This window comes from Amycolatopsis sp. NPDC057786 (genome assembly GCF_042797905.1).
Classification (GTDB): Bacteria; Actinomycetota; Actinomycetes; order Mycobacteriales; family Pseudonocardiaceae; genus Amycolatopsis.
This window is the reverse complement of the sequence record NZ_JBHVKW010000173.1, coordinates 1-8809: the sequence shown is the minus strand read 5'-3', so window position 1 is coordinate 8809 and position 8809 is coordinate 1. Positions and strand designations below refer to the sequence as shown.

Annotated in this window: 8 protein-coding genes and 1 pseudogene; 7 read left to right on the top strand and 2 right to left on the bottom strand. The window is 70.6% G+C overall.

What is annotated here, in order from left to right; translation table 11 throughout:
• Positions 1–64 precede the first annotated feature (64 nt).
• Positions 65–607: a YceI family protein gene (locus ACFVM3_RS41125; protein WP_034307837.1), complete on the bottom strand. Its 543-nt coding sequence runs from the start codon at positions 605–607 to the stop codon at positions 65–67.
• A 118-nt stretch (positions 608–725) separates the two neighbouring features.
• On the opposite strand from ACFVM3_RS41125, the gene ACFVM3_RS41120 reads away from it, so the two are divergent.
• The 6 genes from ACFVM3_RS41120 to ACFVM3_RS41095 all read left to right on the top strand — a co-directional run bounded on the left by ACFVM3_RS41120 (position 726) and on the right by ACFVM3_RS41095 (position 5044).
• Positions 726–1268 carry a MarR family winged helix-turn-helix transcriptional regulator gene (locus ACFVM3_RS41120; RefSeq protein WP_378445231.1) on the top strand — a complete coding sequence of 181 codons (543 nt, stop codon included), beginning with the start codon at positions 726–728 and terminating at the stop codon, positions 1266–1268.
• 103 nt (positions 1269–1371) lie between these two features.
• The gene (pgsA, locus tag ACFVM3_RS41115; protein ID WP_378445229.1) at positions 1372–2013 is read left to right on the top strand and encodes a phosphatidylinositol phosphate synthase; all 642 of its coding nucleotides are present in this window, start codon (positions 1372–1374) and stop codon (positions 2011–2013) included.
• Positions 2010–2927 carry a phosphatidylinositol mannoside acyltransferase gene (locus ACFVM3_RS41110; protein WP_378445227.1) on the top strand — a complete coding sequence of 306 codons (918 nt, stop codon included), beginning with the start codon at positions 2010–2012 and terminating at the stop codon, positions 2925–2927. The genes pgsA and ACFVM3_RS41110 overlap by 4 nt, the downstream gene beginning before the upstream one ends.
• Before the next feature lie 22 nt (positions 2928–2949).
• Positions 2950–4095: a glycosyltransferase family 4 protein gene (locus tag ACFVM3_RS41105; RefSeq protein ID WP_378445225.1), complete on the top strand. Its 1146-nt coding sequence runs from the start codon at positions 2950–2952 to the stop codon at positions 4093–4095.
• Positions 4092–4574, top strand: a complete 483-nt coding sequence (locus tag ACFVM3_RS41100) for an NUDIX hydrolase (protein ID WP_378445223.1) — start codon at positions 4092–4094, stop codon at positions 4572–4574. Before ACFVM3_RS41105 ends, ACFVM3_RS41100 begins: the two co-directional genes overlap by 4 nt.
• A gap of 8 nt (positions 4575–4582) precedes the next feature.
• Entirely contained in the window at positions 4583–5044 is a 462-nt protein-coding gene (locus ACFVM3_RS41095; RefSeq protein ID WP_378445222.1) for an XdhC family protein, read from the top strand.
• On the opposite strand, the gene ACFVM3_RS41090 is transcribed toward ACFVM3_RS41095, so the two are convergent.
• Positions 5038–7146, bottom strand: a complete 2109-nt coding sequence (locus ACFVM3_RS41090; RefSeq protein WP_378445220.1) for an elongation factor G-like protein EF-G2 — start codon at positions 7144–7146, stop codon at positions 5038–5040. The two genes, ACFVM3_RS41095 and ACFVM3_RS41090, sit on opposite strands and share 7 nt — an antisense overlap.
• 164 nt (positions 7147–7310) lie before the next feature.
• Here ACFVM3_RS41090 and ACFVM3_RS41085 point away from each other — a divergent pair.
• Positions 7311–8729 (top strand): annotated as a pseudogene (locus ACFVM3_RS41085) (FAD-binding oxidoreductase).
• The last annotated feature ends 80 nt before the right edge of the window (positions 8730–8809 follow it).

The following is an 8809-nucleotide window of genomic DNA, read 5'->3' as shown; positions in this document are numbered from 1 at the left end:
TAACGGCGCGTCCCGCAGGAAAACGTCCTGAACGACCCTTTCATGACACTTGGAGAGGCGAGCCTCAGGCGTTGAGGGCGGCCTGCAGCTCGATGTCGATCTTGACCTTCTCCGACAGGAAGGCGTTGCCCTCCGGGCCGATGCCGAAGTCGCGACGGTTCACGGTCGCGGTGGCCGAGACGCCGAGGGTGGTGGCGTTGTCGTTGGCCGGGTTGGTGCCGATGCCGTTGAACTCGGCCTCGAGCGAGACCGGGACGGTCTTGCCGCGCCAGGTCAGCTCACCGTCGATGACGTAGTCGCCGCCGTCCTCGCGGATGCCGGTCGAGCGGAACGTGATGACCGGGTGCTCGTCGACGTGGAAGAAGTCCTCGGACTTGAGGTGCGTGTCGCGCCCGTCGACACCGCTGGCGACCGACGAGGCGTCGATCTCGACGGTGACCGACGAGTCGAGGATGTTGTCGGCGGTGACGACCTCACCGGTGAAGGCGGTGAAGTTGCCCCGGGACTTCGCCAGGCCGAGGTGCTTCACGGTGTAGGCGATGTCGGAGTGGGCGGTGTCGATCGTCCACTTGCCTGCGACGTAGCCCGGGATCTCGGTGGTGGTCATGAGTGTCGATCTCCAAAAAGTCTGGGTGCGTTCGTGGTGAACCCTCGTCTGGTTGAGCGCTCAACCATGACTGTAGCGCAATTTGGTTGAGCGTTCAACCAGGGGTAGAATGGGTGACATGTCCGAACCCCGATGGCTCTCCGACGAGGAGCAAAAAGTCTGGCGCGACTTCTCCGCGGCCACGCGAATGCTGCAAGCACACCTGGAGGGCCAGCTTCAGCACGAGGCGGGCATGCCCCACACCTACTACGAAGTGCTCGTCGCCCTGTCCGAGGCGCCGGACCGGCGGCTGCGGATGAGCGAACTGGCCGACGCGCGGAAAGCGTCGCGCAGCAGGCTGTCGCACGCGGTCGCGCGGCTCGAGGCGAACGGCTGGGTGCGCCGTGAGTCGTGTCCCACCGACAAACGCGGTTCCTGGGCGGTGCTGACCCCCGAGGGTTTCGCGGCGCTGGAGGAGGCCGCGCCCGGGCACGTCGAGGCCGTCCGCGAGAGCCTTTTCGACCCGTTGACACCCGAACAGGTGAAGGCACTCGGCGAGATCAGCGCCGCCGTCCTGGGCCGGCTGTCGCCGAAATGCGCCGCCGCCGAGGCGGAACTGGCGATGCGGGAAGAGACTCTCGCGGACCTCGAGAACTCGGCCGAACTGGCCAAAGCGGACTGACCGGAACCCGGTCCGGGGACGGGCGCGACGACGGGTGTCGGTGCGGGTGGATAGGCTTCGGGCGGCCACCCGACCCTGCTGCTTAGGTGCACCTGAAGAACCGATGCTCAACATTTTCGCGCGCGCCTCCGTTTCCCGCGTCACCGACCCGATGGGGAAGGTGCTCGTGCGTGCCGGGCTGACCCCGAACGCGATGACCGTCATCGGTACGGCCGGGGCGGTGCTGTGCGCGCTCGCGTTCTTTCCCAACGACATGCTGCTGTGGGGCACCTTCACCGTCTGGGGCTTCGCGATGCTGGACCTGCTCGACGGCGCGATGGCCCGCGCCCGCGGGTACGGCACGGCGTTCGGGGCCGTCCTCGACGCGACCTGCGACAGGCTGGTCGACGGCGCGTTGTTCGCCGCGATCGCATGGTGGTGCTTCGTCCACGACGACAACCGCCCGGCCGCGGCCGCCGCGCTGATCTGCCTCGTGCTCGCGCAGGTCATCTCGTACGTCAAGGCCCGCGCCGAGGCCTCCGGGCTGGAGGCGGACGGCGGGCTCGTCGAACGCGCGGAACGCCTGATCATCGCCCTCGTGGGAACCGGGTTGCACGGTCTGGGCGTTCCGTACACCGTGGACATCTCGCTCTGGCTCCTCGCGGTGCTTTCGGTGATCACCCTGCTGCAGCGGACGGCCGCGGTGGCCAAGGCGGCGAGGGCCGCCAAGGCGGCCGGGCCACCCGCCGCGGAGGGCGGGGCATGAGCGGGTTCTCCCAGCGGCTCAGCGACTTCGGCTACGCGGCGGGCTGGCGGCTCGCGCGCTGGCTGCCGGAGTCGGCGGGCGCGGTGACCTTCGGGCTGGGCGCCGACCTGGCCGTCCGGCGGGACGGCGGCGGTGTCCGCCAGTTGCGGCGGAATCTCGCCAGGGTGGTGCCGCAGGCCGACGGCGCCGAACTCGACGAGCTGACCCGCCGCGCGATGCGCTCCTACGCCCGCTACTGGCACGAGATGTTCCGGCTGCCTTCGATGGACCACAAGGAGGTCAGCCGCAAGGTCGCCCAGTCGATCACCGGTGTGGAGAACCTCGACGCCGCACTCGCCGAGGGCAACGGCGCGGTGATGGCGCTGCCGCACAGCGGGAACTGGGACGCGGCGGGTGTCTGGCTCGCGGACTATCTCGGCGGTTTCACCACGGTCGCGGAGCGGCTGAAACCCGAGTCGCTGTACCAGCGGTTCGTGTCCTACCGGGAGTCGCTCGGTTTCGAGATCGTCCCGCTGACCGGCGACAGCTCCGCGATGCGCGTGCTGCTCAAGCGGCTGCGGGAGAACAAGGCGATCTGCCTGGTGGGAGACCGGGACCTGACGAATTCCGGCGTACCGGTGAAGTTCTTCGGCGAGCAGACCCGGATGCCGGGCGGGCCGGCCAGGCTGGCCGCGACCACCGGTGCCGCGCTGATCCCGGCGGGCTGCTGGTTCACCGAGGACGGCTGGCAGATCCGGCTGCATCCGCGGATCCGGGTGACGAACCGGTCCGAGGTGCCGGCGGCCACACAGGCGCTGGCGGACATCTTCGCCGGGGACATCGCCGCGCATCCCGCCGACTGGCACATGATGCAGAAATTCTGGCTCTCCGACTTCGAAGCCGGGGAACAGGCCGCCCTCGGCGAAGCGAGCTGAACCCATGGCTCAGGCTCGGGTCATGAAGATCGGGATCGTCTGCCCGTACTCGTTCGACGTGCCGGGCGGAGTGCAGGGACACGTCATCGATCTCGCGAAGGCGCTGCTGGCACGCGGGCATCAGGTCTCCGTCCTCGCTCCGGCGGACGAGGATTCCGACGTCCCGGATTTCGTCGTCCCCGCGGGAAAGGCGCTCGGCATCCCGTACAACGGCTCCGTCGCGCGGTTGCAGTTCGGCCCGGTGTCCTACGCGCGGGTGCGGCGGTGGATCCGGGACGGCGACTTCGACGTCCTGCATCTGCACGAGCCTGCCGCGCCGAGTCTTTCCCTGCTGGCGCTGAAGGTCGCGGACGGCCCGATCGTGGCGACCTTCCACACCGCGACGACGCGTTCGCGCACGCTGGCGGCGTTCCAGCCGGTGCTGCGGCCGCTGCTGGAGAAGATCACCGCGCGGATCGCTGTGTCGGCGCTGGCCCGCAGGGTCCAGGTCGAACACGCCGGCGGCGACGCGGTCGAGGTGCCCAACGGCGTCGACGTCGAGTTCTTCTCCCGCGCGCTCCCGCTGGACGGCTATCCGCGCGCGGGTGGCACGGTCGGGTTCGTCGGGCGGTACACCGAGCCCCGCAAGGGGATGGGAGTGCTGCTGGACGCGTTGCGGATGCTGCTGCCGGAGTTCGAGGAGCTGCGGCTCCTGGTCGTCGGCCGTGGTGATGCCGACCAGCTCCGCCGCGAGGCCGGGCCGGAGCTGGCGCCGCATATCGATCTGCTCGGCCAGGTCGACGACGAGACGAAGGCGCGGGCGCTGCGGAGCGTCGACGTCTACTGCGCGCCGAACACGGGCGGCGAGAGTTTCGGGATGATCCTCACCGAAGCGATGGCGGCGGGCACGCCGGTGCTGGCGAGCGGGCTGGACTCGTTCCGCCGGGTGCTCGACGACGGCAAGGCCGGGATGCTGACCGAGACCGGCGACGCGGCGGCACTCGCCGACGGCCTGCGCGAACTGCTCGGTGACCCGGCCCGGCGGGTGTCGCTGGCGGCGGCCGCGGGGGAGCGGGTCGCGATGTTCGACTGGTCCGTGGTCACCACGCAGGTGCTGCGCGTGTACGAGACCGCGATCGCCGCCGACCCCCGGCGTGTCGGCGCGGGTGAACGCGAGTTCAGCCGATGACGACCTGGGTGTGGATCGGCGGTCTCGTCGCCGTGATCGTCGTGCTGGGCGGGCTTTTCCTGCTCGCGACGGCGAACAGGCTGGACAGGCTGCACGTCCGGACGGACGCGGGCTGGGCGGCGCTCGACGCGGCCCTCGCGCGGCGCGCCGTCGTCGCCAGGGCGGCCGCCGCGATCCTGGGCGACGAAGAGCTGCGCGCGCTGGCCGAGCGTGCCGAGCGGGCACCGAGGCCGGATCGAGAAGCCGAGGAAAGCGAGCTGACGTTGCGGCTGGCGCGCGTCGACCGTGCCGCCCTGCCGGCGCCCCTGGCCGAGGAGCTGACCGACGCCGAGCACCGCGTCGTCATCGCGCGGCGCGTGCACAACGACGCCGTCCGGGACACCCTGCACTTGAGGCGGCGACGGAAGGTCCGGTACTTCGGCCTCGCGGGAACCGCCCGGCTTCCGGAATACTTCGAGATCGCCGAACCCGAGCTGTAGGAGGGCCCATGAGCGAACGGCTGCTGGTGGCGGTGTTCGCGACGCCCGTGGCGTCGTTCCTCCTGCGCTACGGCAAGGATCTCGGCTACAAGGCAGTGTTGTTCGAGCCGGACGGTGCGCGGGTGACCGACGTCGAGAACGGCGTGGACGCCCTCACGACGGTGCCGGACCTCGGCCCGGACACCGACGTCGTCGTCACCGATCACGACCGGCCCGAACTCGGCGACGTCCTCAAGGCCGTGCTGGAGCGCCCGGCGCGGTGGGTCGGGGTGCTCGGCAATCCGCGCCACGCCGGCCCGCATGTCGCCGCGCTCAAGGCGTTGGACGTATCCGAGCACGAGATCGCCCGGGTCCATCGCCCGGTCGGGTTGAACATCGGCTCACGCACGCCGCCCGAGATCGCCGTCGCCACCCTGGCCGGTCTGCTGGCCGACCGGAACGGACGGCCGGGCGGCTTCGAGTTTCAGTAGGCCACCGCCCCTTCCGGCATCGGCTCGAACCTGGCGTGCCTGCGGGTGAACGTCGCCGTTCCCGAGGTCAGCGAACGCAGGTCGATCGCGTAACGCAGGAGCTCAACTGCGGGGACCTCGGCGCGGATGACCGTGCGGCCGCCTTCAGCCGATTCGGTACCGAGCACGCGGCCACGCCGGGACGAGAGATCGCCCAGCACGGTGCCCAGATGCTCGTCCGGGAGCCGCACCGCGACCTCTTCGAGTGGTTCGAGCAGCGCGATCTTGCCCGCCGCGGCGGCCTCCTTCAGCGCCAGCGCGCCCGCCGTCTGGAACGCGGCGTCCGACGAGTCGACGCTGTGCGCCTTGCCGTCGACGAGGGTCACGCGGATGTCGATCAGCGGATGGCCGTCGACGATCCCTCGCTGAGCCTGGGCCCGGACGCCTTTTTCGACGCTCGGGATGAACTGGTGCGGCACCGAGCCGCCGACGACCTTGTCCACGAACTCGAAGCCCGAACCCCTCGGCAGCGGCTGGACCTCGATGTCGCAGACGGCGAACTGGCCGTGCCCGCCGGACTGCTTGACGTGCCGTCCGTGCCCACGACCCGGACCGGCGAAGGTCGAACGCAGGCTGATGCGGACGGGCTCGGTGTCCACGTCGGCGCCTCCCGCGCGCAGCCGCGACAGCACGACGTCGGCGTGGGCCTCGCCCATGCACCACAGCACGAGCTGGTTGGTCTCGGCGTTGCGGTCCAGCCGGAGCGTCGGATCGCCCGCGACGAGCCGGGAAAGGTTGCGCGCCAAGGTGTCCTCGTCGCTGCGGGTCTTCGCGACGACGGCGACCGGCAGCAGCGGTTCCGGCATCGCCCACGGCTTCATGATCAGCGGATCGTCCGGTGAGGAAACGGTGTCGCCCGTTTCCGCCGAGCCGACCTTCGTGAGCGCGCAGAGGTCGCCCGCGACGCAGTACGGGACTTCGCGCAGGTTCGCCCCGAGCGGCGAGTACAGATGCGCGACCCGTTCGTCGGCGTCGTGATCCTCGTGCCCGCGTTCGGCGAGACCGTGGCCGGAGACGTGCACCGGGCGTTCGGGGCGGAGCGTCCCCGAGAACACCCGCACGAGGGACACCCTGCCGACGTAGGAGTCGACAGCGGTCCGGACGACCTCGGCCGCCAGCGGGCCGTCGGGATCGGCCCGGAGCCCGGCGTGCGGTTCGCCGGTGGTGGAGGTGACCTCCGGAGGGACGTGCTCCAGTGGCGAAGGGAAGGCGCGCACGATCCCGTCGAGGACTTCGGCGAGTCCCACCCCGGTCGTCGCGCACACCGGGATCACCGGATGGAAGGAGCCGCGGGCGACGGCGGTCTCGAGGTCGGCGATCAGCGTGTCCTCGGCGATCTCCTCGCCGGCGAGATACCGGTCCATCAGGGACTCGTCCTCGCTCTCGGCGATGACCCCTTCGATCAGTTCGTTGCGGGCCTCGGTCATCCGGGCGAGATCGGCCTGGTCCGGCTCGCCGACCCGGGGTGGGAAGCCGTTCGAATAGTCGAAGTAGCGGCGCGTGATGAGCCCGACGAGCCCGTCACGCGCGGGCAGGTACAGCGGCAGGACTCCGGCGCCGAAAGCCTCCTGACAGGCCGCGATCTCGCCTTCGGGGTCGGCGCGATGATGGTCCAGCCGGGAGACGACCACCGCCCTCGGCATGCCGACGGCGGCGCATTCCTCCCAGACCGCGATCGTGGCCGCGTCGACTCCTTCCGCCGCGCAGACCACGAACAGCGCGGCGTCGGCGGCGCGGAGCCCGGCGCGCAGTTCGCCGACGAAATCGGCGTACCCGGGAGTGTCGATGAGGTTGATCTTGTGGCCCTGATGCAGCACCGGGGCGACCGAGAGGCCGACCGACCGCTGCTGCCGGACCGCCGCGGGGTCGTGGTCGCACACCGTCGTGCCTTCGACGACCGAGCCCGCCCTGGTCACCGTGCCGGACGCGGCGAGCAGCGCCTCGGCGAGTGTCGTCTTGCCTGATCCCGACGGGCCGACCAGGACGACGTTGCGGACCTTCGCCGGGTCGTCCACAGCGACGGCGGCCCCGGAGTCTCCGTTCTTGCTCTGTTTGTCGGCCATGCCGGTCTCCTCACCACACGATGCCGCGTACAGGTGTGTCCTCGATCACACACCCGCGACGGGCGTCGCGGCAAGGCGACCGGCGAGGGAACCCCCGAATGTCGACGCGCCGTTATGCTCGATGGCGGACACCCGGAGGCGGATCCGACGGTGGGGGATGAGCGATGGAGCTCGACAGGCGAACCGTGTTGCGGCTGGCGGGGGCGGTCCCGGTGATGGCGGCGGTGCCCGCGGAGCTCCCCGAGGGCGGTGGTCCGTGGGAACGGTTGCGCGCCCGGTTGACGGGTGAGCTGTTCCGGCCGGGCGAGCCAGGGTACGACGAAAAGAGGCTCGGGTTCTTCAGCCTCTACGACCATCGGCTGCCCGCCGGTGTCGCGGTCTGCGCGAACGAGGACGACGTGCGGCACTGCGTCGATTTCGCGGCCAGGCAGCGGATTCCGATCGCGGCCCGCTCCGGCGGGCACAGCTACGCCGGGTATTCCATTGTGGACAAAGGGCTGGTCGTCGACCTGTCCCCGCTGAACGCCGTCGAGATCCTGCCCGGCGGCCGCGCGGCGATCGGGGCGGGCGCCCAGCTCGGCCAGGTGTACGAGGCCTTGGCGGCAGCGGGGCGCGCGCTGCCCGCCGGCAGCTGTCCCCAGGTCGGCATCGCCGGGCTGACCCTCGGCGGCGGGATCGGCGTCTTGGCCCGCAAGTACGGGCTGACCTGCGACAATGTGGAATCCGTCCGCATCGTCGGTGCGGACGGGAAGGCGCGCCTGGTGTCGGAGGAGACCGCGCCGGACCTGCTGTGGGCGTTGCGTGGCGGTGGCGGCGGCAACTTCGGCATCGTCACGTCGTTCACCTTCCGCACCGCGCCTGCCAGGACGCTGACGAACTTCAACCTGGTCTTCCCGCCCGCCGTGCTGGCCGCGCTGGTCGCCGCCTGGCAGGAGTGGCAGCCCGCGATGCCGGACGAACTGTGGTCCGGGATGGGTCTCGGCGCGACGGCCGCGAACTGCGGTGGCTGCTTCGTGGGCACCGCCGCGCAGGTGAACCCGCTACTGGACGATCTGGTCCGCCGGGTCGGCACTTAGCCGACCAAACGTGAGGTGATCGAGCAGGGCCACCTCCCGACGATGCGCGCCTTCGCCCAGGAGGCCGAGTTCCCCGCCGCGGTCGCGCAACGCGGGGAGTATGTGGCCACTTCGAGGATGCTGACGCATCCGGTGCCCGACCCCGGCGCGCTCGCGACGTTGCTGACCAGCGATCCCCGTCTGTACTCGATCGTGGACGCGTATGGCGGCGCGATCGCGCGGGTGCCGTCGAGCGAGTCGTGCTTCCCGCATCGGTCCGCGCTGGGCAGCATCCAGATCACCCGTGGCCTGGAGGGCGGCGAGGCGGCCGCGCGCCAGGCGATCGGCCTGGTCAGGGACGAACTCGGCCGCGAATACGGGCGGGCCGGGTACATCAACTACATCGACCCGGAGATGCCCGACTGGGCGAAGGCGTACTACGGCGACAGCCTGCCGCGCCTGCGCTGGGTGGCGCGGAAATACGACCCGGATGGCCTCTTCGCCTTCGAACAGGGCCTCGCCCGCTGACGCGTTTGGTCCTCTGGATGCGGTCCTTGCGCGCGCAAGGACCGCATCCAGAGGCCCAAATGCGGGCCCGATCACCCAGT

Excerpts from the sequence above, each read along its gene's own strand:
- ACFVM3_RS41125 (WP_034307837.1), bottom strand. The coding sequence starts at position 607 with ATGACCACCACCGAGATCCCGGGCTACGTCGCAGGCAAGTGGACGATC.
- ACFVM3_RS41120 (WP_378445231.1), top strand. The coding sequence starts at position 726 with ATGTCCGAACCCCGATGGCTCTCCGACGAGGAGCAAAAAGTCTGGCGC.
- pgsA (WP_378445229.1), top strand. The coding sequence starts at position 1,372 with ATGCTCAACATTTTCGCGCGCGCCTCCGTTTCCCGCGTCACCGACCCG.
- ACFVM3_RS41110 (WP_378445227.1), top strand. The coding sequence starts at position 2,010 with ATGAGCGGGTTCTCCCAGCGGCTCAGCGACTTCGGCTACGCGGCGGGC.
- ACFVM3_RS41105 (WP_378445225.1), top strand. The coding sequence starts at position 2,950 with ATGAAGATCGGGATCGTCTGCCCGTACTCGTTCGACGTGCCGGGCGGA.
- ACFVM3_RS41100 (WP_378445223.1), top strand. The coding sequence starts at position 4,092 with ATGACGACCTGGGTGTGGATCGGCGGTCTCGTCGCCGTGATCGTCGTG.
- ACFVM3_RS41095 (WP_378445222.1), top strand. The coding sequence starts at position 4,583 with ATGAGCGAACGGCTGCTGGTGGCGGTGTTCGCGACGCCCGTGGCGTCG.
- ACFVM3_RS41090 (WP_378445220.1), bottom strand. The coding sequence starts at position 7,146 with ATGGCCGACAAACAGAGCAAGAACGGAGACTCCGGGGCCGCCGTCGCT.